The sequence below is a fragment of the Conyzicola nivalis genome (assembly GCF_040548875.1).
Classification (GTDB): domain Bacteria; phylum Actinomycetota; class Actinomycetes; order Actinomycetales; family Microbacteriaceae; genus Conyzicola; species Conyzicola nivalis_A.
Map to the genome: position 1 here is coordinate 177701 of NZ_JBEPSJ010000004.1, position 26341 is coordinate 204041.

General features: G+C 69.4%; 24 protein-coding genes. 12 read left to right on the top strand and 12 right to left on the bottom strand.

The features are described from left to right. Positions 1–52: 52 nt before the first annotated feature. Entirely contained in the window at positions 53–1801 is a 1749-nt protein-coding gene (locus ABIE21_RS15325; RefSeq protein ID WP_354025713.1) for an acetyl/propionyl/methylcrotonyl-CoA carboxylase subunit alpha, read from the top strand. A gap of 11 nt (positions 1802–1812) precedes the next feature. Next, positions 1813–2634: an acyltransferase domain-containing protein gene (locus ABIE21_RS15330; protein ID WP_354025714.1), complete on the top strand. Its 822-nt coding sequence runs from the start codon at positions 1813–1815 to the stop codon at positions 2632–2634. A 314-nt stretch (positions 2635–2948) separates the two neighbouring features. Here the strand turns inward: ABIE21_RS15330 and ABIE21_RS15335 are convergent, their stop codons facing one another. Continuing rightward, the gene (locus ABIE21_RS15335) at positions 2949–4385 is read right to left on the bottom strand and encodes an NAD(P)H-quinone dehydrogenase (RefSeq protein WP_354025715.1); all 1437 of its coding nucleotides are present in this window, start codon (positions 4383–4385) and stop codon (positions 2949–2951) included. A 211-nt stretch (positions 4386–4596) separates the two neighbouring features. Here ABIE21_RS15335 and ABIE21_RS15340 point away from each other — a divergent pair, with 211 nt between their 5' ends. The 4 genes from ABIE21_RS15340 to ABIE21_RS15355 all read left to right on the top strand — a co-directional run bounded on the left by ABIE21_RS15340 (position 4597) and on the right by ABIE21_RS15355 (position 8877). Continuing rightward, the gene (locus ABIE21_RS15340) at positions 4597–5031 is read left to right on the top strand and encodes an SRPBCC family protein (RefSeq protein WP_354025716.1); all 435 of its coding nucleotides are present in this window, start codon (positions 4597–4599) and stop codon (positions 5029–5031) included. A gap of 10 nt (positions 5032–5041) precedes the next feature. Then, on the top strand, positions 5042–5866 hold the full coding sequence (locus tag ABIE21_RS15345; protein ID WP_354025717.1) for a purine-nucleoside phosphorylase: 825 nt from the start codon (positions 5042–5044) through the stop codon (positions 5864–5866). After that, a complete protein-coding gene (locus ABIE21_RS15350) occupies positions 5863–7536 on the top strand; it encodes a phospho-sugar mutase (RefSeq protein WP_354025718.1) in 1674 nt (557 codons plus the stop codon). Before ABIE21_RS15345 ends, ABIE21_RS15350 begins: the two co-directional genes overlap by 4 nt. Positions 7537–7614: 78 nt before the next feature. After that, entirely contained in the window at positions 7615–8877 is a 1263-nt protein-coding gene (locus ABIE21_RS15355; protein ID WP_354025719.1) for a hypothetical protein, read from the top strand. On the opposite strand, the gene ABIE21_RS15360 is transcribed toward ABIE21_RS15355, so the two are convergent. From ABIE21_RS15360 to ABIE21_RS15370, 3 genes are read right to left on the bottom strand one after another with little or no spacing between them, the layout of a single operon-like run. Next, entirely contained in the window at positions 8849–9118 is a 270-nt protein-coding gene (locus tag ABIE21_RS15360; protein WP_354025720.1) for a PTS sugar transporter subunit IIB, read from the bottom strand. The genes ABIE21_RS15355 and ABIE21_RS15360 overlap by 29 nt on opposite strands. Then, on the bottom strand, positions 9119–9562 hold the full coding sequence (locus tag ABIE21_RS15365) for a PTS sugar transporter subunit IIA (protein WP_354025721.1): 444 nt from the start codon (positions 9560–9562) through the stop codon (positions 9119–9121). It lies immediately after the preceding gene. A gap of 2 nt (positions 9563–9564) precedes the next feature. Then, on the bottom strand, positions 9565–10677 hold the full coding sequence (locus ABIE21_RS15370) for an adenosine deaminase (protein WP_354025722.1): 1113 nt from the start codon (positions 10675–10677) through the stop codon (positions 9565–9567). Positions 10678–10954: 277 nt separating this feature from the next. Between ABIE21_RS15370 and ABIE21_RS15375 the strand changes: the two genes are divergently transcribed. Then, on the top strand, positions 10955–11875 hold the full coding sequence (locus ABIE21_RS15375; RefSeq protein WP_354025723.1) for a hypothetical protein: 921 nt from the start codon (positions 10955–10957) through the stop codon (positions 11873–11875). Positions 11876–12127: 252 nt separating this feature from the next. Here the strand turns inward: ABIE21_RS15375 and ABIE21_RS15380 are convergent, their stop codons facing one another. From ABIE21_RS15380 to ABIE21_RS15415, 8 genes are all read right to left on the bottom strand, one after another. After that, positions 12128–13423 carry a thymidine phosphorylase gene (locus ABIE21_RS15380; protein ID WP_354025724.1) on the bottom strand — a complete coding sequence of 432 codons (1296 nt, stop codon included), beginning with the start codon at positions 13421–13423 and terminating at the stop codon, positions 12128–12130. Between the two features lie 2 nt (positions 13424–13425). Next, a complete protein-coding gene (locus ABIE21_RS15385; RefSeq protein ID WP_354025725.1) occupies positions 13426–13839 on the bottom strand; it encodes a cytidine deaminase in 414 nt (137 codons plus the stop codon). Positions 13840–13855: 16 nt separating this feature from the next. After that, positions 13856–15130, bottom strand: coding sequence for an ABC transporter permease (locus ABIE21_RS15390; protein ID WP_354025726.1), 1275 nt, complete (start codon positions 15128–15130; stop codon positions 13856–13858). Then, positions 15127–16386, bottom strand: a complete 1260-nt coding sequence (locus ABIE21_RS15395; protein WP_354025727.1) for an ABC transporter permease — start codon at positions 16384–16386, stop codon at positions 15127–15129. Before ABIE21_RS15395 ends, ABIE21_RS15390 begins: the two co-directional genes overlap by 4 nt. Further along, the gene (locus ABIE21_RS15400) at positions 16383–17882 is read right to left on the bottom strand and encodes an ABC transporter ATP-binding protein (protein WP_354025728.1); all 1500 of its coding nucleotides are present in this window, start codon (positions 17880–17882) and stop codon (positions 16383–16385) included. Before ABIE21_RS15400 ends, ABIE21_RS15395 begins: the two co-directional genes overlap by 4 nt. A gap of 127 nt (positions 17883–18009) precedes the next feature. Then, positions 18010–19083: a BMP family lipoprotein gene (locus ABIE21_RS15405; RefSeq protein ID WP_354025729.1), complete on the bottom strand. Its 1074-nt coding sequence runs from the start codon at positions 19081–19083 to the stop codon at positions 18010–18012. Positions 19084–19250: 167 nt separating this feature from the next. Next, complete coding sequence (locus ABIE21_RS15410) at positions 19251–20219, bottom strand: nucleoside hydrolase (RefSeq protein ID WP_354025730.1); 969 nt, start codon at positions 20217–20219, stop codon at positions 19251–19253. Positions 20220–20222: 3 nt separating this feature from the next. Continuing rightward, positions 20223–21344, bottom strand: coding sequence for a mannose-1-phosphate guanylyltransferase (locus ABIE21_RS15415; RefSeq protein ID WP_354025731.1), 1122 nt, complete (start codon positions 21342–21344; stop codon positions 20223–20225). Between the two features lie 109 nt (positions 21345–21453). Between ABIE21_RS15415 and ABIE21_RS15420 the strand changes: the two genes are divergently transcribed. The 5 genes from ABIE21_RS15420 to ABIE21_RS15440 all read left to right on the top strand — a co-directional run bounded on the left by ABIE21_RS15420 (position 21454) and on the right by ABIE21_RS15440 (position 26238). Beyond that, the gene (locus ABIE21_RS15420; protein ID WP_354025732.1) at positions 21454–22593 is read left to right on the top strand and encodes a glycosyltransferase family 4 protein; all 1140 of its coding nucleotides are present in this window, start codon (positions 21454–21456) and stop codon (positions 22591–22593) included. A 124-nt stretch (positions 22594–22717) separates the two neighbouring features. Beyond that, complete coding sequence (gene sdhC / locus ABIE21_RS15425; RefSeq protein ID WP_354025733.1) at positions 22718–23152, top strand: succinate dehydrogenase, cytochrome b556 subunit; 435 nt, start codon at positions 22718–22720, stop codon at positions 23150–23152. Between the two features lie 2 nt (positions 23153–23154). Continuing rightward, the gene (locus ABIE21_RS15430) at positions 23155–23604 is read left to right on the top strand and encodes a succinate dehydrogenase hydrophobic membrane anchor subunit (protein WP_354025734.1); all 450 of its coding nucleotides are present in this window, start codon (positions 23155–23157) and stop codon (positions 23602–23604) included. Positions 23605–23659: 55 nt separating this feature from the next. Beyond that, positions 23660–25474, top strand: a complete 1815-nt coding sequence (gene sdhA, locus ABIE21_RS15435) for a succinate dehydrogenase flavoprotein subunit (RefSeq protein ID WP_354025735.1) — start codon at positions 23660–23662, stop codon at positions 25472–25474. 2 nt (positions 25475–25476) lie between these two features. Next, complete coding sequence (locus tag ABIE21_RS15440) at positions 25477–26238, top strand: succinate dehydrogenase iron-sulfur subunit (RefSeq protein WP_354025736.1); 762 nt, start codon at positions 25477–25479, stop codon at positions 26236–26238. Positions 26239–26341: the final 103 nt, after the last annotated feature.

Consider the following 26341-nt stretch of genomic DNA (forward strand, 5'->3'; position numbering starts at 1 on the left):
TGTACACAGCGGACAAATTGGGTGGCCTCGCAGCCCCATAAGCTAGGGGACTATGGCTCGCATCTCCAAGGTTCTCATCGCTAACCGCGGGGAGATCGCAGTACGCGTTATCCGCGCCGCTAAAGACAGCGGCATCGTCTCCGTGGCGGTGTACGCCGACCAGGACCGCGACGCGCGGCACGTCAAGCTCGCCGACGAGGCCTACGCGCTCGACGGTGCCACCTCGGCCGACACCTACCTCGTCATCGAGAAGATCCTCTCGGTCGCACGCCGCTCCGGCGCCGACGCGATCCACCCGGGCTACGGCTTCCTCGCCGAGAACGCCGGGTTCGCCCGCGCCGTCATCGACGCCGGGCTCATCTGGATCGGCCCGTCGCCCGAGGCGATCGAGAAGCTCGGCGACAAGGTCTCGGCCCGTCACATCGCCGAGAAGGTGGGCGCACCGCTCGCCCCCGGAACCCTGAACCCGGTCTCCGGCGCGCAGGAGGTGCTCGACTTCGTCGACATCCACGGCCTGCCCGTGGCCATCAAGGCCGCGTTCGGCGGCGGAGGCCGCGGACTCAAGGTCGCCCGCACGCGCGAGGAGATCCCCGAGCTGTTCGAGTCGGCGACCCGCGAGGCCATCGCCGCCTTCGGCCGCGGCGAGTGCTTCGTCGAGAAGTACCTCGACCAGCCGCGCCACGTCGAGACCCAGTGCCTCGCCGACGCGCACGGCAATGTCGTCGTCATCTCCACCCGCGACTGCTCGCTGCAGCGCCGGCACCAGAAGCTCGTCGAGGAGGCGCCGGCGCCGTTCCTCACCGTCGCGCAGAACGCCGAGCTCTATTCTTCGTCGAAGGCGATCCTCAAGGAGGTCGGCTATCTCGGTGCCGGCACCTGCGAGTTCCTCGTCGCGAAAGACGGCACGATCTCCTTCCTCGAGGTCAACACACGCCTCCAGGTCGAGCACCCGGTCTCCGAGGAGGTCACCGGCATCGACCTCGTGCGCGAGCAGTTCCGCCTGGCCGAGGGCGGCGTGCTCGACTACGACGACCCGGTCCCGCAGGGCCACTCGTTCGAGTTCCGCATCAACGGAGAAGACCCGGGCCTGAACTTCATGCCGGCGCCCGGCCCCGTCAACGTGCTGCGCTTCCCCGGCGGCCCCGGCGTGCGTGTCGACTCCGGCGTCACCACGGGCGACGTCATCAGCGGCGCGTTCGACTCGCTGCTCGCCAAGCTCATCGTCACCGGCGCGACCCGCGAGGACGCGCTCGAGCGCTCGCGCCGCGCCCTCGACGAGTTCGAGGTAGCAGGGCTGCCGACGGTGCTGCCCTTCCACCGCAAGATCGTGCGCGACCCGGCCTTCACGTCGAACCCGTTCTCCATCTACACCCGCTGGATCGAGACCGACTTCGACAACGACATCGAGCCGTGGAGCGGGTCGCTGCAGGACTCCGCCGCGGCATCCGCCCGACACAACGTCGTGGTCGAGGTCGACGGAAAGCGCATCGAGGTGTCGCTGCCCACGAAGCTGCTTCCGGCGTCCGGCGGCGTCGCGAACGCGGCCGCCCCCAAGCGCCGCGGTGGCGGATCGGTCTCCACGGTGACGGGCGACAGCGTCAAGGCGCCGATGCAGGCCACGATCGTGAAACTCGCTGTCGCCGACGGCGACGTCGTCGTCAAGGGCGACCTGATCCTCGTGCTCGAGGCCATGAAGATGGAGCAGCCGATCACCGCCCATAAGGACGGCACCGTCTCCGGCATCGCGGCGGCCGTCGGCACCACGGTCTCGTCGGGGCACGTGCTGCTCTCGATCTCCTGACGCCGAGGCTCGTGCGTGAGACCATCGTCGACGCGGCCGAGGAGCTCGACGTCCCCGCGCCGCTGCTGGCCGACGCGCTCGACTACCTGACGCCGCGGACCGAGCCGCTCGTCGCAGCGCAGGTCGCGGCGCTCGAGGCCGCGATCGGCACCACGCGCACCGTCGCCTGGCCGGACGACGACGAGCGGTTCCAGCTGCTGGCGCTGCTCGGCACCGTTCCCGCGGCGCGCGTATGGCTCGCCGCCCACGGCGTCGACGACGGCATCGCGCGGGCGTCGCTCGGCGACCTCACGCCGAAGCTCCGCGACTACGGCGTCGCGGAGACCGGGGTCGACTGGCTCGCGAAGGTCGTGACCTGTGGCGTCTTCTCCCTCGGCCGGCTGCAGTTCGAGCCCGGTGAGGTCGTGCCCGGCACCGCGACACCCGCGTGGAACGTGCACATCCCCGAGTCGGGCCCGCTCGACCCCGCGGCCTGCGACGCATCGTTCGCCGCCGCCGCCCCGTTCTTCGCCGCCGCGTTCGGCGACACGACGACGCGCGACTTCGTCTGCCACTCCTGGCTGCTCGACGACCAGCTCGCCGAGTACCTGCCTGCGTCGTCGAACATCCTCGCCTTCCAGCGCCGGTTCGCGCTGGTCGACACCGAGTCGGCGGATGCGCCCGTCGACGGCGCCACGGAGGGCGACCGCGCGGTGGCGAAGTTCGTCTTCCGGTCACCGCTCGCCGGACTGCCTGCGCTCACGCCGACGACGCGCCTCGAGCGCGCCGCGCTGGCGCACCTCGCGGCCGGCCGCCACTGGCGCGAGCGGGCCGGCGTTCTGCGGCGCCCCTAGCGAACTGCGGGACCCCTGCCGACCTGCGGGACCCCCGCCGACCTGCGGGGCAAGGTTTCGACCTTCACTCCCCACTTCAACGTCGAAAGTTTGCCCCTCTGCTCGCACCACACCCCGCACACCAGCTGCGGGGCAAGGATTCGACCCTCACACCCAACCTGAGCGCCGAAAGTTTGCCCCTCTGCTCGCACCACACCCCGCACACCAGCTGCGGGGCAAGGTTTCGACCCTCACACCCGGCCTCAACGTCGAAAGTTTGCCCCTCTGCTCTCCGCAGGCGCGCACGCAGCCGGCGACGCCCCGGCCGACCGGAGCTAGTTGACTATGTGCATGGCCCGGGCGGCATCCGTGATGCTGCCCGTCAGCGACGGGTAGACCGAGAACGCCGACGCCAGCTGGTCGACGGTGAGACGGTGCTCCACGGCGAGCGCGATCGACGCGATGAGCTCGGAGGCGTGCGGCGCGACGATGACGCCGCCGATGACCGTGCCGGATCCGGTGCGGGCGAACAGCTTCACGAAGCCGTCCTTGATGCCCATCATCTTGGCGCGCGGGTTCGACGCGAGCGGCAGCTTGTAGATCTCGCCCTGCGCGATTCCGTCTTCGATTTGCTTCTGAGTCCAGCCGACGGTCGCGATCTCGGGCTGCGTGAAGATGTTCGAGGCGACGTTGCGCAGCTCGGTCGGGTTCACGGCGTCGCCGAGCGCGTGGAAGACCGCGGTACGGCCCTGCATAGAGGCGACGGATGCCAGTGGCAGCGAATTGCTGCAGTCCCCGGCCGCGTAGATGCTCGGCACGCTCGTGCGGGCAACACGGTTCACGCGGATGTGACCGCTCTCGGTCAACTGGACACCCGCCTCGGACAGCCCGAGACCGGCGGTGTTCGGGATCGAGCCGACCGCCATGAGGCAGTGGCTGCCCTCGACGGTGCGCCCGTCGGAGAGGGTCGCGATGACGCCCGTCGCGGTGGCGACGACCGAGTCGGCGCGGCTCTTCGACAGCACGGTCATGCCGTTGCGGGTGAAGACGTCTTCGATGACGCGGGCCGCGTCGGCGTCCTCGCCGGGGAGCACCTGGTCGCGGCTCGAGATCAGCGTGACCTTCGAGCCGAGGGCGCGGTAGGCGGAGGCGAACTCGGCGCCGGTGACGCCCGAGCCGACGACGATGAGGTGCTCGGGGATCTCGTCGAGCGAGTAGACCTGCGTCCAGGTGAAGATGCGCTTGCCGTCTGGCATCGCGCTCGAGAGGAGGCGCGGGCTGGCGCCGACGGAGACCACGAGCGTGTCGGCCTCGATCTCGTCGAAGTCGGTGCGCGACTTTCCGCGGCCGTTCGAGACGACGAGGCGCTGCGGGCCGTCGAGGCGCCCCTCGCCCTGGATGATCGTGACGCCGGCCTTGATCAGCTGGCTCTTCATGTCCTCCGACTGCTGGCGGGCGAGGCGCAGCAGACGCGCGTTGACCGCGGCGAGGTTGACGGCCACCTCGGGACGCACCGGGCGTCCGCTCTCGTTACGGGAGAAGAACTGCACGCCCAGATCGGCGGCCTCGCCGATCGCGTTGGTGGCCTCGGCCGTGGCGATCAGCGTCTTCGACGGCACGACGTCGGTGAGCACGGCCGATCCGCCGACGCCGGTGCGCTCGACCAGGGTGACCTCGGCGCCGAGCTGCGCGCCGGCGAGTGCGGCCTCGTAGCCGCCGGGCCCTCCGCCGAGTACCGCGATGCGCTGCTTGCGTTCGAATTCATAGGCCATGCCTGCAATTGTCCCCTCTGCCGCTCCCCCGCCCAAACCGGCAGCACCCCCAGAACGCGCCGCCGCAACTGAAAACGAAGGAGTACCGCGGCCGGGTCGGCACGGAACGCCGTGTCGGGTACCGGCGGCGGAGCAACTCCTTCGTTTTCAGTCAAGCCGTTGGGGGCCGGCGACGGGCGCGGCACACTGGAGGAGGAAGGGAGCGTCCACCGTGTCCGAGGAGCTGATCGCCGAGGCATCCGTCAGCATCGACGCCCCGGCGGCCGCCGTGTGGCGCGCCCTGACCGATCCGGAGCTCATCCGCGAGTACCTGCGCGGGGCGACCGTCGAGACCGACTGGAGTCCGGGCAGCCGCATCGTCTGGCGCGGCGAATGGGAGGGCCGCCCGTACCGCGACCACGGCACCGTGGTCGAGGTGCTCGAGAACGAGCGGCTCGTGCTCACCCACTTCTCGCCGCTGTCCGGCAAGCCCGACGTCGCCGAGAACCACCACGAGCTCACCTACTCCATCGAGCCGGTCGGCGACCTCACCCGCCTCACCCTCGAGCAGGACAACAACGCGACCGAGGCGGAGGCGCGCCACTCCAGCGAGAACTGGCAGGCCATGCTGGAGCAGTTGAGGAAGGTCGCAGAGCGCGAGCAATAGAGTGGTGGGCATGTCGACGCACCCTCTAGATGACCCAGCCACCGACCCGTTCGCCGTAGCCGCCACCGCCGCGGCCGAGATCGCGCTGAAGACCGGCGTCGAACACCACGACATCGCGTTGACCCTCGGCAGCGGCTGGGGCCGCGCCGCCGACCTGATCGGCGAGACGACGGCGACGATCCCCGCCGACGAGATCACCGGATTCTCGAAGCCGGCGCTCGTCGGGCACCCGGGCACCATCCGCTCCGTGCTGCTGCCGAGCGGCAAGCGCGCGCTGGTGATCGGCGCCCGCACGCACTACTACGAGGGCCACGGCGTGCGCCGCGTGGTGCACTCGGTGCGCACAGCGGCCGCCACAGGGGCGACGACCATGATCCTCACGAACGGGGCCGGCGGCATCCGCGAGTCCTGGACGCCCGGCACGCCCGTGCTGATCCGCGACCACATCAACCTCACCGCCGACTCGCCGCTCGAGGGGGCGACGTTCGTCGACCTCACCGACCTGTACAGCGCCCGGCTGCGCGCGATCGCCAGGCAGATAGAGCCGGGCCTCGACGAGGGTGTCTACACACAGTTCCGCGGCCCGCACTACGAGACGCCCGCCGAGGTGCAGATGGCGAAGGCGATCGGCGGCCACATCGTCGGCATGTCGACCGCGCTCGAGGCCATCGCCGCCCGCCAGGCCGGCATGGAGATCCTCGGGATGTCGCTCATCACCAACCTCGCGGCCGGTATCTCGGCGACGCCGCTCAGCCACACCGAGGTGCTCGAGGCCGGCGCCGATGCCGAACCGGTGATCAGCGCCCTCCTCGCGCGCATCGTGGCAGCACTGTGACCGTCGGGCAGGTGCCCGCCGAGCTGGTCGCCACGGCGCAGGCCTGGCTGGACCAGGATCCGGATGCCACGACGCGCGAAGAACTCGCACAGCTCATCGCGTCCGCGACCGACGAGGCGGGCGTCACGGCCCTGCAGCGCCGGTTCGCGGCCCGCCTCGAATTCGGCACGGCAGGCCTGCGCGGCGAGCTCGGCGCGGGTTCCAATCGGATGAACCGGGTGCTCGTCGGCCAGGCGGCCGCCGGGTTCGCCGCCTACCTGCTGTCGAAGGACGAAGCTCCGAGCGTCGTGATCGGGTACGACGGTCGGGAGAACTCCGAGGTCTTCGCCCGCGACACCGCCGAGCTCATGGCCGGAGCCGGCGTGCGCGCCATCCTGCTGCCGCGCATGCTGCCGACCCCCGTCCTCGCCTTCGCCGTGCGCCACCTCGACGTGAGCGCGGGCGTCATGGTCACCGCGAGCCACAACCCGGCACGTGACAACGGCTACAAGGTCTACCTCGGCGGTTTCGACAATGGCTCGCAGATCGTCGCCCCCGCCGACGCCGAGATCGCCGCGCACATCGCCCGGGTGGCCGAGGACTCGAGCGTGCTCCACCTGCCGCGTTCCGCCGATTTCGAGCTCGCCGGCGAGGACGTCGTCGACGAGTACGTGCGGCGCACCGCGGCGCTGGCCACCGCGACCGACTCCCCCGTCACCGTCGTCTACACGGCGATGCACGGGGTGGGCTGGGAGGTCGCCCGCCGTGTCTTCGCCGAGGCCGGGTTCGCCGAGCCCCTCGTCGTCGCGGAGCAGATCGCACCGGACGCGGCCTTCCCCACGGTCGCCTTCCCGAACCCCGAGGAGCCGGGCGCGCTCGACCTCGCCTTCGCGACGGCCACTGCGGCGGGCGCCGACCTGATCATCGCCAACGACCCCGACGCCGACCGGCTCGCGGTCGCGATCCCCGACGGCGACGGCGGGTGGCGCCGCCTGAGCGGGAACGACGTCGGATCCCTGCTCGGCTGGCGTGCGGCGGAGCGGCTCGCGAACGCCGACGAGAACGGCACGCTCGCGGCATCCCTCGTCTCCTCGCCCGCCCTCGCCGCCATCGCCCGCGAGTACCGCCTCGACTACGTGGAGACGCTCACCGGATTCAAGTGGATCTCGCGCGCCGGCGGCCTGGCCTACGGCTACGAGGAGGCGCTCGGCTACCTCGTCGACCCCGCCAAGGTGCGTGACAAGGACGGCATCTCGGCCGCCGTCGACTTCCTGTCCCTCGTCTCCGAGCTCGCCGCCCGCGGGCTCACCGTCGCCGATCACGAGCTCGCGTTCGCCGAGCGTTTCGGCGCGTTCGCGTCGTCGCAGATCTCGCTGCGGGTCACCGACCTCGCCGAGATCGGACGGCTGATGGCTCGCCTGCGCGACGCACCGCTCGCCCAGATCGGCGGCATCCGGGTCGACCACATCGACGACTTCTCGCACGGGTTCGGGCCGTACCCGCCCGGCGACATCCTGCGTTTCGCGCTCGATGGCGCGGCCCGGGTGATCGTGCGGCCGAGCGGCACCGAGCCGAAGCTCAAGGTGTACATCGACGCGTCGAGCGACCAGGGCACGCCGGCGGAGCGCCGCGCTGCCGCCGACGCGACGGTCGCGACCCTCGACGCCGCCGTGCGCGAGCTGCTGGCCTGATCATCGCCGCGCCAATCCCCGCCCCGGTCATCCCAGCGACCGACGCGGCACCGTGCACGGCGATGATTGACTGACCGCATGAGCGCCGAGACTCCGAACCCCGCCGACGCCGTGCGCGCAGACGCCGACCCCACGGACGCCGAGCCCGCCAACCGGAAACGAAGGATTTCGACCGTCGCACTGGCCGGGATCGCCGTCGTGGTGTCTGTCGCGTGGTACATCTCCTTCGTTTTCGGTGTCGGGATGCCGACGGGGCTGCGCGTGGGGCTCGTCGTCGTGGGCGGGGTCGCGGCGCCGTCGCTCGCGGTCTTCGCGGCGGTGCGGCTCGCGGCCCCGGCGCTCGGCCTGTCGCACACACAGGCGCGCGCGCTCCTCGCCCTGGCGATACTCGCCTTCGCGGCCGTCGCCCTCGTCGGGGTCTCGTTCTCGGTCGGCATGGACGAGGGGGATGCCGGTCGGCCGAAGAGCCTGCTCGCGTCGCTCACCGGTCCGTTCGCGCTCGTGGCGATAATCGCCACCGCGGCGGCGGTCACCCTGCCCATGTTCGCGGTGCTGCGCAGGCGCCGGCTCGGCGTGCCCGCGGCCACGGCGATCGCGGTCGGCGTCGGCGTGGTCGCCACCCCGCTCCTGCTCGTGTCGCTGCTCTCCCCCGCGTCGATCGTCGGCCTCTGCGTCGTCGTCTTCGTCTTCGCGCTCGTGCGCTCCATGCCGCGCGCCGAGGGCCCCGCGGGGTCGGCGGACGACTCAGCTGTCGCTGTGCGCGCACCCGACATCTCTGCCGTGCGCGCCCGCGTGACGCTCTTCGCCGGCATCGCACTCGCCACGTCGCTGGTGGTGTGGACCACGGGTTTCGGCGTGAGCATCCTCGACACCGGAACCGACGTGGCGGGAAGCGCGCTCGGCATCTCGGCGGCGCTCGCCCAGCTCGCCGTGGTGCCGCTGCTCTGGGCCGCGACGCTCGCGGTCGCCGCCCGCCTGCCGCGCTCGGCCGACGCGGCGAGAGTAGGCTTCGCCGCGGCATCCGTCGTCGTCGTCGTGTCCGTCGCCGGAATGGTGGTCGGCTTCTCGCCCGCCGGCGACGTGTACATCGCGACCGCCGGCGTGCTGAGCATCGGCGTCGCCCTGTGGGCGGGGGCGATCGTCTGGTCGCTCACGGCCGCGTGGCCAACGGGTGCGCGGGCCGGAGCCGCGGTCGTCACCGTGGTGGCCGCCGCGGCGGTCTACGCCGTGCTCGTCGCGCTGTCGGGCGGCGTGACGCTCGCTCTGGTCAGCGGGTTCGTCGCGTTCGGCGGGTCCCGGCTGCTGCTGCGGTCTAGCCCAGCGACGCTTCCAGCTTCGTAGTCAGCTCGTCGGTGTCGAAGAAGTTCTCGATCACGATGACGTCGGCGAAGGTCTTGCCGATGGCGTCGACGAACTCGGCGGAGGTGAGGATGACCTGCGCGTCTCGGGCGAGGTCGAGCGAGTCGAGGTGCACCGCAGTGACCTCCGCCTCGATGTCGAGCTTCTTGAGCACCCGTTCCGCATTGACCTTGAGAATTCCGGAGCTGCCGATCCCGGCTCCGCAGATGGCGACGATCTTCATCTAGCTTCCTCCCATGATCGCCTGCACCTCGGCGACGGTCGTGGCGTCGGCCAGTGCCTGGATGGCATTCGAGTCGTTGAAGACGTTCGCGAGCTCCGCGACCGCCGCGAGGTGGGCATCCGACGACTTGATGGCGAGTCCGAGCACGACGCGCACGGGATCGTTGTGCGGGTGTCCGAAGTTCACCGGTTCGGCAAGCGTCACGATGGCGAGGCCGTCGGCGAGCACCGCCGGGCCGGGCCGGGCGTGGGCGAGGGCGAGCCCCGGGGCGATCACGACGTACGGGCCGTGCTCCTCGATCATGCGCACCATCTCGTCGGCGTAGGCCGGAGTGGCGGCCCCTGAGCGTTCGAGCACGCGGCCGCTGACACGAACGGCGGAGCGCCAGTCGGCGACGACCGCCCCGATCTCGACGGCCTCGTCCGGCAGCTCGGGAAGGGGCATCGTTACGCCTTCTCGAATCCGGTGAGGATCGCGTCGATGAGGTCGTCGCGGTCGTCGAGGGAGAGGAAGGATGCAGCGGCGGCATTGAGCTGGAACTGGGCCAGGTCGTCGAGGCCGTAGCCGAACTCCTCGGCGAGCAGGAACAGCTCCTTCGAGAGGCTGGTGTTGCTCATCAGGCGGTTGTCGACGTTCACGGTCACGCGGAAGCCGAGCTGGTAGAGCAGGTCGAACGGATGGTCGGACAGCTCGGTGCCCCACGCGTTGGTCTGGAGGTTCGACGACGGCGAGAGCTCGAGGGCGATCTGGCGGTCCTTGATCCACTCGGCGACGCGGCCGAGCGACACGTACATGCCCTCGTCGTCCTCGCTCGTGGTGGTGATGTCCTCGGCGATGCGCACGCCGTGGCCGATGCGCAGCGCGCGGCCGTCGAACAGTGCGCTCTTGATGCTGTCGAGGCTGTCGGCCTCGCCGGCGTGCACGGTGACGGGCAGGAAGTTCTGGGCGAGGTAGTCGAACGCGTCGGCGAGCTTGCTCGCCGGGAAGCCGGCCTCGGCGCCGGCGATGTCGAACCCGACGACGCCGTTCTCGCGCTGCCGCACGGCGAGCTCGGCGATCTCGAGGCCGCGGTCGGCGTGACGCATGGCGCTGACGAGCTGGCCGACGCGGATGCTGCGTCCCGACTCCAGAGCGTCGGTGACACCCTGCTCGAGCCCCTCCTGCACCGCTTCGACGACCTCGTCGAGGGTGAGACCGCCGGTCAGGTGCTGCTCGGGCGCCCAGCGCACTTCGCCGTAGATGACGCCGTCCGCCGCCAGGTCGAGCACGAACTCGCGCGCGACGCGGAACAGGCCTGAGCGCGTCTGCATGACCGCGATGGTCACGTCGAAGGTCTTCAGGTACTCGACGAGGGAGCCCGACTCCGACTGGGAGGTGAACCACGCGGCCAGTTCGGTCGCATCCGTCGTCGGAAGCTCGAGCCCAATCTCCGCGGCGAGATCGATGATCGTCTGCGGGCGGAGTCCGCCGTCGAGGTGGTCGTGCAGCGAGATCTTGGGCAGCGCGGTGATGGAGGCGCCACCACCCGGGAGGATGTAGGTTTCGGCGGCGTTCGTCATGGGACAAATCTACCGTGCCCTGTCTGGGCAGCGGGCAGAAGTCGCCCGAGCCGAGGGGCAAACTTTCGATGTTCAACTGTCGGCTCGGCGTCGATTGCTTGCCCCGCCGTTCGGGCGCCCGAGCCGAGGGGCGAACTTCCTACCTTCGGCGGGGGCGATGACGTCGTTTCCTTGCCCCGCTGGTCGGGCGGCGCGGCCTGTCCTCCACAGGGCGGGGCGGCGGTTTCGCCCTGTGGACAGACGCGGAGCGACGGATGACGCGCGCCAGACTTGCCCGATGGCACGACGCGACTCGTCTCCCCGCATCCAACTGCCGCATGCCCTCGCCGGCCGGCCGTTCAGCGTCGACGATGCGCGGCAGTTCGGACTCGGCGAGGGGCGGCTGCGCGGCCGAGATCTGGCGCAGCCGTTCTGGGGAGTGCGCGGGCCCCTGAGTACGGACGGCCTCATCGACCTGTGCCGCGCCTACCTGACTCGCGCGCATCCCTCGGTGTTCTTCTCCCACGTCACCGCGGCGCGGGTGCTCGGACTCCGTCTGCCGTTCCGACTGCTCGACGACGACGCACTGGACGTCGCGGTGCCCGCCCCGAAACGAGCGCAACAGGCACGGGGCATCCGCGGGCACAAGCTGCGCCTGCGGCCCGGCGACCTCACCCTGCATCTCGGCCTCCCGGTGACATCCGCGGCGCGCACGTGGTGTGACATCGCCGGGCTCCTGAACGACGAAGAGCTGCTCGCGGCGGGCGACACTCTGATGTGGTGGCGCAACCCGCTGGCGGAGCCGGACGAGATCGCGGCGGCGGTTGCTCGCCACCGGGGCGGGGGTCGTCTGGCTCTCCGCCGCACGCTTCCCTCGTTGAACGACCGCTCGGACTCGTCGCCCGAGTCGGTCTTCAGGCACAGGTTCACGCTCGCCGGGCTCCCGCCGGCGCAGGCCAACCTGCAGTTGTACGACGAACGCGGCGCAAGGGTCGCGATGCCCGACCTCTGCTTTCCGGACTACCGGGAGTCGTTCGACTACGAGGGCGATCACCACCGCACCGACCCGGCGACGTGGCAGATGGACATTCGGCGGGTGCGGCGCCTGGCGGAGATCGGGTACCACCACACTCGCGCGGCCGCCGCTGACCTCGCCGATTCGCGGGAGGTCATCGAGCAGTTGCGAGTCGACCTGCGCGCGAAGGGCTGGAGGGGCTAGCCCGGCGCGCTGGGCCTCGCGGGCGCACTCATGACCGACCCGCGGGGCAAACAATCGACGTTGAGCAGGCCCTTCGAGGTAGGAACATTGCCCCTCGGTTCGTGGAGCGCGCGCTCGTGCGGATGAGGGGCAGACAATCGACGCTGAGCGGATGCTTCAGGGTCGAAAGCTTGCCCCTCGGCCCCTCGGCTCGTCGGCGACGGCGGCGACGGGGCGACGGGGCGACGGGGCGACGGGGCGCTCGCGCCGAGGTCAGCCGATGCGGCCGGCGATCAGCGGGCCGCCGGTGTCGACCGGGTCGTCGGCGTCGCCGATGCGGTAGGCGCCGTCGAGGGCCTCGAGGGCACGTTCGAAGCGCTCGGGCTCGTCGGCGCTGAGCGTGAACAGGGGCTGGCCGGCCGTAACCGTGTCACCCGGTTTCGCGTGCAGGTCGACGCCCGCCGCGTGCTGCACGGGGTCCTGCTTGCGCGCACGTCCGGCGCCGAGCCGCCATGCGGCGATGCCGAACGGCAGCGCCTCCTGCGCGACGAGCACTCCCGAGCGTTCCGCGGTGACGATGTGCGTCTCGCGCGCGACGGGGAGCGCGGCGTCAGGGTCGCCGCCCTGGGCCCGGATCATCGCGTTCCAGGTGTCCATGGCCCTGCCGTCCTGCAGCGCGGCCTCGACGTCGGCGTCGGGTCGGCCGGCGAGGGCGAGCATCTCGCGGGCGAGGGCGATGGTGAGCTCGACGATGTCGGCGGGGCCGCCGCCGGCGAGCACCTCGACCGACTCGCGCACCTCGTTCGCGTTGCCGATGGCGAGGCCGAGCGGCACGTTCATGTTGGTGAGCAGCGCGGTCGTGGCGACGCCCGCGTCCTTGCCGAGCGCGACCATGGTCTCGGCGAGCTCGCGGCTCTGCTCGATGTCTTTGAGGAACGCGCCCGAGCCGAACTTCACGTCGAGCACGAGCGCGGAGGTGCCCTCGGCGATCTTCTTGCTCATGATCGACGAGGCGATCAGCGGGATCGACTCGACCGTTCCGGTGATGTCGCGCAGCGCGTAGAGCTTGCCGTCGGCCGGCGCCAGGCCGGAGCCCGCGGCACAGACGACCGCGCCGACGTCGCGCAGCTGCTGGTGGAACTCGTCGTTCGTGAGGGATGCCCGCCAGCCGGGGATCGACTCGAGCTTGTCGAGGGTACCGCCGGTGTGGCCGAGACCGCGTCCGGAGAGCTGCGGGACGGCGACGCCGAAGGATGCCACGAGCGGGGCCAGCGGAAGGGTGATCTTGTCGCCCACTCCGCCGGTGGAGTGCTTGTCTGTCGTCTGCTTGCCGAGGCCGTCGAACGACAGGGTCTCGCCGCTCGCGATCATCGCCAGCGTGAGGTCGCGGATCTCCTCGCGCGCCATGCCGTTGAGGAAGATCGCCATGGTCATCGCGGCCATCTGCTCGTCGGCGACGTATCCGCGGGTGTAGGCGTCGACGAGCCAGTCGATCTGCGGGGTCGTGAGCGTCCCGCGGTCGCGCTTGGCGTGGATGAGGTCGACGACGTCGAACGGTTCGACGGCCATGGTCAACCGGCGCTGACGGCCGAGTACTCGGCGAGCTGACGCGGGCCGAACGCGTCGGGCAGCACTTCGTCCATGGTCTTGATGCCCGACACGGTCTCGAGCAGCATGCCCTCGGCGGAGAACTCGTTGAGCAGCTGACGGCAGCGCCCGCAGGGCATGAGGATGTTGCCGTGCCCGTCGACGCAGGTGAACGCGACTAGCTCGCCGCCGCCCGACATGTGCAACGCCGAGACGAGGGCGCACTCGGCGCACAGGCCCACTCCGTACGAGGCGTTCTCCACGTTGCATCCCGAGACTATGCGGCCGTCGGAGACGAGCGCCGCGGCCCCCACCGGGAAGTTCGAGTACGGCGAGTACGACTTGCGCATCGCGTCGTTGGCGGCGGCGCGCAGGGCGTCCCAGTCGATCTCGGGCATGCGGGGTTCCTTACTACTACTGCTTGATGTACGGCTTGCCGGCAGCGGCCGGACCGACGACGCGGCCGACGAGACCGGCGACGGCGACGAGGGTGACGAGGTACGGCACCATCGCGATGAGGTCAGGCGGGATGTCGGCGCCGGTCTGTCCGGCGAAGATGCGGAAGTTCTTCGAGAATCCGAAGAGCAGCGCGGCGAGGGCGGCGAGCCACGGGTTCCAGCGTCCGAGGATCACGCAGGCGAGGGCGATGAAGCCCTGGCCGGCCGACATCTCGCGCACGAACGCGCCCACCGAGCCCAGAGTGAGGGCCGCGCCGCCGAGGCCGGCGATCGTGCCGGCGAGAGTGACGGTCCAGAAGCGGGTGCGGTTGACGTTGATGCCTACCGTGTCGGCGGCCAGCGGATGCTCGCCGACGGCCCGGATGCGGAGCCCGATCTTGGTCTTGAAGAGGATGTACCAGACGAGCGGCACGAGCACGAACATGAGGTAGGTCGTGATGCGCTGGTCGAAGAGCACGGGGCCGATGACCGGGATGCTCGACAGGAACGGGATCGGCAGGAACGGCAGGGTTCCCGGGAAGTTCGTCTCCTGCGAGTTGTCGTTGAGCACCGCGGCGTAGAAGAAGTTCGTCAGCCCGATCACGAGGGCGTTGAGCACGACACCGACGATGATCTGGTCTACCAGGTACCTGATCGAGAACACGGCCAGCACCATCGAGACCAGGGCGCCGCCGATGAGCGCGGCGATGAGTCCCAGCGTGAGGCTGTTGGTGACGCTCGCGACGACCGCGGAGACGAAGGCGCCGGCGAGCAGCTGGCCCTCGATCGCGATGTTGACGATGCCGACCCGTTCGCCGATGACGCCGGCGAGGGAGCCGAAGACGACGGGGGTGGCGAGGGCGATCGAGCCGCTGATGAGGAAGACCACGGGGACCTTCGAACCGGCGCCGGTCCAGACGACCAGGGTCACCAGGAACAGGATCGTGAAGACGATGACCACCCAGAGCGGGACCTTGCGCCGGCCGACGGTGAGCCACACCGCGTAGGCGGCGAGCAGGAGCAGCAGCACTCCCACCACGAGGCACAGCGTCATGGACGTGACGGGCACGTTGGGCAGGATGATCGCGTCGGTCTGCTCGGAGAAGACGATCAGCGCGGTGCGGTCGTCGCCGAAGACTCCGAACGCGAAGAACGCGACGAGGGCGAGCAGCGACAGTGCGATCGCCGTCTTCCACTTGCGCGGCACGACGGTGACGGTGTGGACAACGGGGGTGGAGGTGACTGTCGTCATTTCACGCCGCCCTTCTTGGCCGCGCGTCGAGTTCGACGGCTGCCGGCGGTCGGGGCCGAGGGGGACGGCAGTCGGAAGATGGCCCGCACGAGCGGAGGAGCGGCGATGAGCAGCACGATCAGGCCCTGCACCACGCCGAGCAGCTCGGGCGGGACGTCGGCGATCTGCATCTGCGGCCCGCCGGCCTTCATGGCGCCGAAGAGCAGGCCGGCGAGGAAGACGCCGCCGGCGCTCGAGCCGCCGAGCAGCGCGACGGTGATGGCGTCGAATCCGATGCCGGCGTCGACGGTCGGGGTGAAGCCGGAGGTGCGGCCGAGGGCCTGGGTGACGCCGGCGAGCCCGACGAAGGCGGCCGAGAGGCCCATCGCGAGGATGTAGATGCGGTTGACGTTGATCCCGGCGGTGAGCGCGGCGCTCGGGTTCAGGCCGACGGCGCGGAAACGGTAGCCGAGCGTCGAGCGCTCCATCAGCCACCAGAAGAGCACGGTCGCGCCGATCACGATGATGAAGCCCCAGTGCAGCGCGAAGTTGCCGCCGAAGAGCAGGGGCAGCTGGGCGCTGGCGTCGGGCGCCGGTGTCTTCGGCGTGCCTCCGGCGTCGGGGTCCTGCAGAACGGGTGTGCGCATCAGGTAGGTGATCAGGTAGAAGGCGATGTAGTTGAGCATGATCGTCACGATCACCTCGTTGGCGCCTGTCTTGGCCTTGAGCAGTCCGACGAGGGCGCCGTAGGCGGCGGCGCCGAGGATTCCGGCGACGATCGCGAGCAGCAGGTGCAGCGGGAACGGAAGGTCGACGTGGAAGCTCACGAACCCGGCGAAGCCCGCACCGAACAGCAGCTGTCCCTGGCCGCCGATGTTGAACATGCCGACGCGGAAGCTCAGCGCGATGCCGAGGCCCGCGGCGATGAGCGGGGTGGCCAGGCGCAGCGTCTCGGTCAGCGGCCGGACGACCTCGGCGAACGTGTCGCCCTGCAGGTTGAGGATCGAGCCGCGGAACAGCGCGCCGTAGCCCTCGACCACGGCGTCGATCGCCGCGGTGATCGCGTCGGACGGCCGGGAGAAGATGTAGCCGACGGAGGCGAGGAACTCGGGGTTGGTGACGATGATCAGCACCGCGCCCACCGCGAATGCGAGCACGATGGCGAGAAGGGTGCGCAGCGGGCTGCCGGACACGATCTCGCGCCAGGCCACTGCCCAGCGAGAGGGTGCCTCGGGCTCGAGGTCGGGGGTCACCATGGTCGGTGTCGGGTTGGTCATGCTGCGATACCTGCCATCATCTCGCCGAGCGTCGCCCGGCTGGTGTCCGCGTCGACGATGCCCACGATCCTGCCGCGGTACATGACCGCGATACGGTCGGCGAGGCCGACGACCTCGTCGAGCTCGGTCGACACGATGAGCACTGGGATCCCCGAGTCGCGGGTCGCGACGATGCGGTCGTGCACGAACTCGATCGACCCGACGTCGAGGCCCCGGGTGGGCTGCGAGGCGATCAGCAGCCGCAGCTCGCGCGACAGCTCGCGCGCGAGCACGACCTTCTGCTGGTTGCCGCCGGAAAGGCGGCCGGCGAGGGTCTCCGTGCCCTGCGTGCGGATGTCGAACTCCTTGATCGACTTCTCGGCGAATTCCTCGCGGTAGTCGAAGCGGATGTTCATCCCCTTCGCGAAGGGGGCGCCGACGCTGCGGTCGAGCATGAGGTTCTCGGCGACCGAGAACTCGGCGACGAGGCCGTCCTTCTTGCGGTCCTCCGGCACGAAGCCGATTCCGGCGTCGAGGCTGTCGCGCACCGATGCGCCGACGAGCTCGCGGCCGTCGAGGGTGACCGAGCCCTTCACTCCCGAGCGCAGACCCAGGATCGCCTCGGTGAGCTCGGTCTGCCCGTTGCCCTGCACGCCGGCGATGGCGAGGATCTCGCCCTCCCGGATGGTGAAGGTCACGTCGTCGAGCAGCCGCTGGCCGTTGGCGTCGAGCACCGTGAGGCCCGCGACCACGAACGAGTCGGCGCCGAGCGTCGGCGGGTTCTTCGCGACCGTGAGGTCGACGGCGCGGCCCACCATGAGTGAGGCGAGTTCCGTGGTGCTCGCGGATGGCGAGGCGGTCGCGACGATCTTTCCGAGGCGCATGACGGTGATGCGGTCGGCGACCTCTTTGACCTCGCGGAGCTTGTGGGTGATGAAGACGATGGATGTGCCGGAGGCGGCGAGCTGTTTCATGATGATCATGAGCTCGTCGGTCTCCTGCGGGGTGAGCACCGCGGTGGGCTCGTCGAGCACGAGCACCTTCGCGTCGCGCGCGAGGGCCTTGATGATCTCGACCCGCTGCTGGGCGCCGACCGGCAGGTCGCCGACGAGGTCGTCGGGGTCGATGTCGAAGCCGAACCGCTGCGAGATCTCGAGCACGAGCGCGCGGGCCGCGGGCAGGTCGAGCACGACCCCGCCCTTGACCGGCTCGTGGCCGAGCATCACGTTCTCGGCGACGGAGAACACGGGGATCAGCATGAAGTGCTGGTGGACCATGCCGATTCCGGCCGCGAGCGCGTCGCCCGGCCCGGTGAATCGAACCGGCTCGTCGTCGAGCAGGATCTCGCCGTCGTCGGCCTTGTACAGGCCGTAGAGGACGTTCATGAGAGTGGACTTGCCAGCACCGTTCTCACCGAGAAGGCAGTGGATCTCACCGGGTTCGATCGTGAGGTCGATGTGGTCATTGGCGACGAGTGCACCAAAGCGCTTGGTAATGCCACGGAGTTCGAGTTTCATCGTGTCAAGATTCTGCCAGTAAAACGGCCGGGTATAGGTCGGGGCGCGGAAGTGGGACGCACGGACACAGAACGCCGGGGTGGCACTCGGCCACCCCGGCGTTACTGCTGTGCGTGTTGGAGCGAGATCAGCCGAGCGGCTTGATGTCGCCCGCGATGATGCCGGCCTTGAGCTCGTCGAGCTTGGCCTTGATCTCGTCGGACACCTTGTCGTCGAAGGTGCCGTAGTCGGCGAGCGAGGTGCCCTCGTTCTCGAGCGTTCCGACGTAGGGCTCGGAGTCGAACTCGGCTCCGTCGACCTGCTCCTTGATGACGTCGAAGACGGCGTCGGTCATCTTCTTGAGCACCGAGGTGAGGACCTGGTCGGCGTACTCGGGGCTCGTCACGGCGATGTCCTTGTCGACACCGATGAAGACGACGTCCTTGCCGGACTCGTTGATGGCCTCGGAGGTGGCGCTGAACAGGCCGCCCGCGACGGGGAAGATGACGTCGGCGTCCTGTGCGATCTGGCCGGCGCTGATGCTCTTGGCACCCTCGGAGTCACCGAAGCCGTCGGTGAACAGGCCCGTCTTGGCGGTGGGGTCCCAGCCGAGCACGGTCACGGCTTCGCCGGTCTCCGCCTCGTAGGCCTTGGCACCGTTGTAGAAACCGGTCATGAAGTCGGTGACGGCGTCGATCTGGAGTCCGCCGTAGGTGCCGACGACCTTCGTGGTCGAGTACGCGGCGGCGAGGTAGCCGGCGAGGTAGCTGGACTCGTTCATCGAGTAGATGATCGGCTTCAGGTTGGTGGTCGACGGGTCTTCGACGTAGCCGTCGATGGTGACGTAGTTGCTGTCGGGGTTGGCGACCGCTGCGGCGTTGACCGCTTCGATCAGGTTGAAGCCGACGGCGAAGATGATGTCGCAGTTGGCGTCGACCATCGACGCGAGGTTGGGCTCGAAGTCGTCGGTGGACTGGCTCTCGGCGTCTGCCTTCTCGATGCCGAGCTCTTCCTCCGCCTTGAGCAGGCCGCCGTAGGCCGCCTCGTTGAAGGACTTGTCGTTCCAGCTGCCCTCGTCGGAGACGGCGCATGCCTTGTAGTCGGAGGCGCCTTCGGCGGTCTCGTTCTCTTCGGGTGCTGCTGCACAACCGGCAAGGAACAGGGCTGCGGTGCCGGCGAGCGCCAGGCCGGCGAGACCACGCTTGCGTGTGATTACGTTCACTAGATTTCCTCCAGATGCGTGCCCTTGGCGATACCAGGGCGGATGCCACCCAGATTACAGATTGTGACGAGCGGGTCGAGCAATATTTGACGACTGCTACCCAGACGTTACAAATCTGGGATGCTGCCGAAATGTCTCGGAAACGCCCGGGCCGATCCGCCGCCGGGTCAGCGCAGCGGGCGGCTCGGCGTCGTGTCGGTCGAGAGCAGCGCGACGAGGTAGTCGGAGAAGGCCTCGGCGTCGACGCGTTCGATCACCATGGCGTTCTCGGCGAGTCCGTGCGCTCCCCACGACATGGCGGCGTAGCCGCGCGTGAGGGCCGAGCCGGTCTCGACGTCGACGGCGTACCCGCCTCGCGACTCGACGAACTCGGGATGCAGCAGCAGCGCAGCGGTGAGGGAGTCCGGGTGCGTCGACCCGTCGATGCCGACGCTGAAGTTGAACGCGAGGGTGGTGTCGACGATGCGCGTGTAGAAGCGGGCGAGCGGGGTGTCGATGCGGGCGATGTGGGCCAGCTGCTCGCGTGAGAAGACCGCGTCGGCGAGCGTCACGGGCGCCCACGGCACGACCGTGATCGAGGCGAACCCCGCGTCGAACACGGTCTTGGCCGCCTCGGGGTCGACGAAGAAGTTGTACTCGGCGGCCGCCGTGATGTTGCCGCGGGCGTTGTTCGAGCCGCCCATGATGTAGAGCGCCTTGACGTTGCCGACGAACGACGGGTCCTTCACCACCGCCATGGCGATGTTGGTGAGCGGGCCGATGCAGACGACCGTGATCTCGCCCGGGCTCGCTGCGGCCAGCGCGATCAGCGCGTCGACGCCGTGCTGCGGGTCGGGCGCCAGGCCGTCGAAGTCCATGGTGAGCCCGCCCGCGCCGTCGCCGTGCACGTACTCCGCCGAGACCCATTCGCGCACCATAGGGCGACGGCAGCCCAGATAGACCGGCACCTCGCCCAGCCGACCGGCGACGCTCATCGTCATCTGGGCGTTGCGGATCTGCCGGTCGAAGCCGACGTTGCCCGCCACCATGGTGATGGCCCGCAGGTCGGCGGCAGGGTCGAGCAGACCGACGAGCAGAGCGATGCAGTCGTCCTGCGCCGTGTCGGTGTCGATGACGATCGGGATGCGGGCGCTCATCGTCTAGAGGACGTCGTTGCGACCGGAGAGCTTGAGCGCGTCGACCACCGACTTGACGCGCTGTGCGTTCGCGGTCGTGGTGACCAGGAGCGCATCCGCGGTGTCGACGACGACGATGTCTGTGACGCCGATGAGCGAGATGAGCCGCCCCGTCTGGCTGATCACGACGCCGCTCGAGGAGTCGGCGAGCACCCGCGCGTTCTCGCCGAGGATGGCCAGGTCTTTCTTGCGTCCGCCGGAGTGCAGCTTTCCGATCGACGCGAAGTCGCCGACGTCGTCCCAGTCGAACGCCCCGGGGATGACGGCGAGGCGACCGGCTTTCGCGGCCGGCTCTGCGACGGTGTAGTCGATTGCGATCTTCTCCAGCCCCGGCCAGACCTTGTCGACGACCGCACCGCGGCGCGGGGTGTCCCACGCGTCGGCGAGCTCGTTGAGTCCGGCGAGCAGTTCCGGCTTCGACTGGCCGAGCTGTTCGAGCAGCACGTCGGCGCGGGAGATGAACATGCCCGCGTTCCACAGGTAGTTGCCGCTCGCGAGGTAGCCCTGGGCCGTCTCGAGGTCGGGCTTCTCGACGAAGGAGTCGACCAGCAGCGCGCTCGGCGCACCGGAGACGTCGAGGGACCCACGGCAGTGGATGTAGCCGAAGCCGATGGCCGGCTCGGCCGGGGTGATGCCGATCGTGGCGATGTAGCCGGCCTCGGCGACGGCGGCGGCCTCGATGACCGAGCGACGGAAGCCGCGCTTGTCTTTGATCACGTGGTCGGCGGCGAACGAGCCGATGATCACGTCGGGCTCGCGGCGGAGGAGGATGGCGGCGGCCAGGCCGATGGCGGCGGACGAGTCCTTGGGCTCGCTCTCCAGCACGACGTTCGGGTCGGTGAGCTCGGGGAGCTGCCTCTCGACGGCCGCCCGGTGGGCGCGGCCGGTCACGACCATGACCCGCTGCTCGCCCGACAGCGGCACGAGCCTGTCCCAGGTGTCGCGCAGCAGGGTCTGGCCGCTGCCGGTGAGGTCGTGCAGGAACTTGGGGGCGTCGGCGCGGGAGAGCGGCCAGAGACGCGACCCGATGCCGCCGGCGGGGATCACGCTGTAGAAACGCTCGAGGTGTTCACTGGTGGCGTTCATCCGACCAACCTAATACCTCGGCGCGTCCGCGAGCCTTCACCCCCCATTCATCCCCGCGCCATGCCGCGCTCCTAGCGTGGTGACAGGGCCACGAAGCGAGGTATCTCGAATGCGGATAGCGATCGTCACCGAGAGTTTTCTCCCTACTACCAACGGCGTCACCAACAGCGTGTGCAAAGTGCTCGACCACCTGCGGGCCGAAGGGCACGAGGCCATGGTGATCGTTCCCGCCGCCGGCAGCCCGAGCGAGTACGCCGGGTTCCCCGTGCACGAGGTGCCGGCGATCGCCTACCGGCAGTTCCCGGTGGGGCTCCCCAGCCCGCACGTGCAGCGCCTGATCGCCGCGTTCCGGCCCGACGTGGTGCACGCCGCCTCGCCGTTCCTGCTCGGCGCCCAGGCGATCGCCGCCGCCGGCCGGCTCGGAGTCCCTTCGGTCGCGATCTTCCAGACGGATGTCGCCGGCTACGCGCGGCGCAACCACCTGGGTGCGGCCACCGCGTTCGCCTGGCGCATGGTGCGCTGGATCCACAACGGCGCCGCCCTCACCCTCGTGCCGTCGAGCGCCTCGATGCACGACCTCGAGGCTGCGGGCATCCGCGGTCTCGCTCGCTGGGGCCGCGGCGTCGACCTGGTGCGCTACCACCCGGCCAACCGCGTCGACCCGGCGACCACTGCGCTCCGGGACCGCCTCGCCCCGGACGGCGAGGTCGTCGTCGGCTACGTGGGCCGCATCGCCCCCGAGAAGCAGGTGGAGCGGTTCGCCGCGCTGCGTGGCCTGCCCGGTGTGAGGCTGGCGATCGTCGGCGACGGGCCGTCGACCCCCGCGGTGCGCCGCGCCCTCGCGGGCATGCCCGTCACCTGGCTCGGCCGTCTCGGCGGGGCCGAGCTCGCCGCCGCCTACGCCAGCTTCGACGTCTTCGTGCACACCGGCAGCGAGGAGACCTTCGGCCAGACGCTGCAGGAGGCGTTCGCGAGCGGGGTGCCGGTCGTCGCGCCGCGCTCCGGCGGGCCGATCGACCTCGTCGAGCACGGGGTCAACGGGTTTCTCTTCGAACCGACGGATGACGCGGGGCTGCGAGCCGCGGTGACGTTGCTGTCGCGCGATCTCGGCCTGCGACTGCGCATGGGCGAGGCCGGCCGCCGGTCGGTGCTCGCGCGTTCCTGGCACGCGGTCTGCGGCGAGCTGGTCGGCCACTACGAGCAGACCGTCGCCGCGGCCGCGCCGAAAACTATCTTGAGGTCGAGCTAATTAGGGTTGCCTGACAAGCGCCGTCCGCGGTCGCGACATAGGATGAATACGTTCGACGACCGAACATTCACCGGTCCCGCTGAGATCTGCTGCAGCGCGGCCAATCATCCGCAAGGAGGGTTACGTGCCACAGGAATCGGCGGGAACCCTGGCTGAAAAGCGCGCGGTCCCCACGATCAAGTCTCCGAGACGACCGGCGGGCACTCTGTACCGCGGTCGCGAGGGCATGTGGTCCTGGGTGCTGCACCGCATCACCGGGGTCGCGATCTACTTCTTTCTGCTCGTCCACATTCTGGACACGAGCCTCGTCCGGCTGAGCCCCGAGGCCTACAACGCGGTCATCAACACCTACAAGACGCCCATCATGGGCCTGGGCGAGATCGCGCTCGTCGCAGCCATCGGCCTGCACGGCCTGAACGGCCTGCGCATCATCCTCATCGACTTCTGGGGCTGGGGAACCAAGCACCAGAAGCTGATGTTCTACATCGTCATCGGGCTCTGGGCAGCGCTGCTCATCGGCTTCATCCCCCGCCAGCTCATGCACGTCTTCGGAGGCTGACGATGACGACCATCGACGCACCCCGCTCGGGATCCGGCCGCCCACGCCGCGGAATCAACTGGGAGAAGTACGGCTGGATCTACATGCGCGCCAGCGGCATCGTGCTGCTGGTGCTCATCTTCGGCCATCTCTTCGTCAACCTCGTCGCCGGCGAGGGCGTCAAGGCGATCGACTTCGCATTCGTCGCCGGCAAGCTCGCCGACCCGTTCTGGGTCGTCTGGGACACGCTGCTGCTCTGGCTCGCTCTCATCCACGGCGCCAACGGCATGCGCACCATCGTGAACGACTACGCGTACAACCGCACCGTCCGCCGCATCCTGCTCGGCGCCATCTTCGCCTCGACCGCCGTCCTCCTGCTCCTGGGAACGCTCGTGATCTACACGTTCGACCCGTGCCCCGTAGTACCCGCCGAGCAGCTCGACCTGCTCCCGAGCTTCTGCCCCGTGCCTTAGTGGTGCCCAGCGCATCAGTCATGCCCAGTGCCGGAGAAAGACGTAGTTCCAGAAGATGAGTGAAGCAGCCTTCAACAAGTACGCCGACGGATCGATCGTCGACGGCATCCACTACCACCAGCACGACATCGTGATCGTGGGTGCCGGCGGAGCCGGCATGCGCGCCGCGATCGAGGCCGGACCGCACGCCAACACGGCGGTGATCTCGAAGCTGTACCCCACGCGCTCGCACACCGGAGCGGCGCAGGGCGGCATGGCCGCCGCGCTCGCCAACGTCGAAGAGGACAACTGGGAGTGGCACACCTTCGACACCGTCAAGGGCGGCGACTACCTCGTCGACCAGGACGCGGCCGAGATCCTCGCGAAGGAGGCCATCGAGGCCGTCTTCGACCTGGAGAACATGGGCCTGCCGTTCAACCGCACGCCTGACGGCAAGATCGACCAGCGACGGTTCGGCGGCCACACCGCCGACCACGGCAAGACCCCGGTGCGCCGCGCCTGCTACGCCGCCGACCGCACGGGCCACATGATCCTCCAGACGCTGTACCAGAACTGCGTCAAGCTCGGGATCAACTTCTACAACGAGTTCTACGTGCTCGACCTCGTGATGACGAAGGTCGACGGGGTCGACCAGCCCTCCGGCGTCGTCGCGTACGAGCTGGCGACCGGCGAGCTGCACGTGTTCCAGGGCAAGGCCGTCATCTTCGCCACCGGAGGGTTCGGCAAGATCTACAAGACCACCTCGAACGCGCACACCCTCACCGGTGACGGCGTCGGCATCATCTGGCGCAAGGGCCTGCCGCTCGAGGACATGGAGTTCTTCCAGTTCCACCCGACCGGCCTCGCCGGCCTCGGCATCCTGCTCTCCGAGGCCGCCCGCGGCGAGGGAGCGATCCTGCGCAACAGCGACGGCGAGCGCTTTATGGAGCGTTACGCCCCCACCATCAAAGACCTCGCCCCCCGCGACATCGTCGCGCGCTGCATGGCGACCGAGATCCGCGAGGGGCGCGGCGGCGGCCCGAACAAGGACTACGTCTACCTCGACATCACCCACCTCTCCAAAGAGGTCATCGACGCCAAGCTGCCCGACATCACCGAGTTCGCGCGCACCTACCTCGGCGTCGAGCCGTACACCGAGCCCGTCCCCGTGCTGCCGACGGCGCACTACGCGATGGGCGGCATCCCCACCAACGTCGCCGCCGAGGTTCTGCGCGACAACACCACCGTGGTGCCCGGCCTGTACGCGGCCGGCGAGTGCGCGTGCGTCTCCGTTCACGGCTCGAACCGCCTCGGCACCAACTCGCTGCTCGACATCAACGTGTTCGGCAAGCGGGCCGGCAAGAACGCCGTCGAGTACGTCAAGACCGCCGAGTTCGTCCCGCTGCCGGAGGACCCGGCACGCGACATCCGCACCATGCTCCAGACCCTGAGCAACTCCAACGGAACAGAGCGCATCGCCGCGATCCGCAAGGAGCTGCAGGACTCCATGGACCGCAACGCCCAGGTGTTCCGCACCGAGGAGACGCTCATCGAGGTCACCCGGGTCATCGAGGGGCTGCGCGAGCGCTACAAGAACATCGCCGTGCAGGACAAGGGCAAGCGGTTCAACACCGATCTGCTCGAGGCCGTCGAGCTCGGGTTCCTGCTCGACCTCGCCGAGGTCGTCGTCTACTCGGCGCTCTCGCGCAAGGAGAGCCGCGGCGGCCACTTCCGCGAGGACTACCCGTTGCGCGACGACGCGAACTTCCTCGTGCACACCATGGCCTACCTGACGGGCGACGCGCACTCCGCCGACGCCGTCGACCACATCAAGCTCGACACCAAACCCGTCGTCATCACGCGCTACCAGCCGATGGAGAGGAAGTACTAGACATGAGTACCGCAGTCATGGAGAACAAGCCCTCGGCCCCCGAGGTCATCCCCACCTTCACGGCGACGCTCATCATCCGTCGCTTCGACCCCGACGTCGACGATGAGCCGCGCTGGCAGGACTTCGACGTCGAGGTGTACGGCACCGACCGCATCCTCGACGCGCTGCACAAGATCAAGTGGGAGCAGGACGGCTCGCTGACGTTCCGTCGCAGCTGCGCCCACGGCATCTGCGGCTCCGATGCCATGCGCATCAACGGCCGCAACCGTCTCGCCTGCAAGACGTTGATCAAGGACCTCGACATCACGAAGCCCATCTACGTGGAGGCGATCAAGGGCCTGCCGCTCGAGAAGGACCTCATCGTCGACATGGAGCCGTTCTTCGAGTCGTACCGCCAGATCAACCCGTTCCTCATGGCCTCCTCGGGCACGAAGGACGGCAAGGAGCGCAAGCAGAGCCCCGTCGAGCGCGCCCGCTTCGACGACACCACGAAGTGCATCCTCTGCGCCGCGTGCACGTCGAGCTGCCCGGTCTTCTGGACCGACGGCCAGTACTTCGGCCCCGCCGCCATCGTCAACGCGCACCGCTTCATCTTCGACTCGCGCGACGAGGGCTCGCAGGTGCGCCTCGACATCCTCAACGACAAGGAGGGCGTGTGGCGCTGCCGCACGACCTTCAACTGCTCCGAGGCCTGCCCGCGCGGCATCCAGGTGACGCAGGCCATCGCCGAGGTCAAGCAGGCCATCATGCGCGGCAAGGCCTAGCCTCCCGCCCCACGAAGCCCGTGTCACCCGCCGGTGACACGGGCTTTGTCAATGCCGGGCGCCCGAATCCGCGTTCACGGACGGCCGACCTAGTGTTGAGCCA